This is a genomic window from Rhizobium sp. BR 315 (genome assembly GCF_050577975.1).
Taxonomy (GTDB): Bacteria; Pseudomonadota; Alphaproteobacteria; order Rhizobiales; family Rhizobiaceae; genus Rhizobium; species Rhizobium miluonense.
Genome location: NZ_JARWKZ010000154.1, coordinates 1 through 714, shown reverse-complemented (window position 1 = coordinate 714; position 714 = coordinate 1). Strand labels below are relative to the sequence as shown.

Below are 714 nucleotides of genomic sequence, written 5' to 3'. Positions count from 1 at the left end.
ATTTTGGAGTTGTTGCTCATAATATTGATAAGAGAATACTTCGGATTCTGCTTCAATGATTTTCAAAGCTTCCTCCTTACTTGTTTTATCTAGCCGGTATAAAATATCTCCTATCGCTTCTGCACTTTCTCCACCAATCATGGATGTAAAAACTTCCTTTGCTTGAAAAGGATCAGCTTTCCATAAACTAAGGAATTTATTAACAGGAACATTTATGTAATCAAACATTGAAGCTGAATCTTTCAATATTCCATAAACATTCACTTGTTGATTTGGACTAAGGGATACTAACTCGGCTTTTAACATGTCAAACAAGTTAAAAAGCTCAATGATTTTCTTTCGATTAGCCATATCAACTAGTTTATTTAGCATTATTGCTGCTGGCGCATATTTTATTGTTGTCATTGTTGCAAAGAAAGCTACTGCAGGAATGATTACCAGTGTATTTGAAAGCGTCCCGTTAATTAATGGGAACAAACAATAGTTAATCACTAATATAGTTATTATTACTGCTCTAATAGCTTCATATTTGGCTGCTGTTAATCCAATTGGATTTCCGGCTGCCTTAAGCTTCTTATCCAATTCCGAAGTATTGGCATGTTTAACAAACTTCTTTTTTTGATCTGCGATTTGTTTTTGTATTTTCGTCCTATGTTTATCTCTTTCTTCTTGGGAACTTAGCCCCCGATAAACAATAAAAGATGCTGATAAAAC

1 protein-coding gene is annotated in these 714 nt (G+C 33.6%); it reads right to left on the bottom strand.

What is annotated here, in order from left to right:
• The coding region (locus tag QD409_RS35490) for a hypothetical protein (protein ID WP_430765045.1) at nucleotides 1-714 on the bottom strand (714 nt) is incomplete at both ends.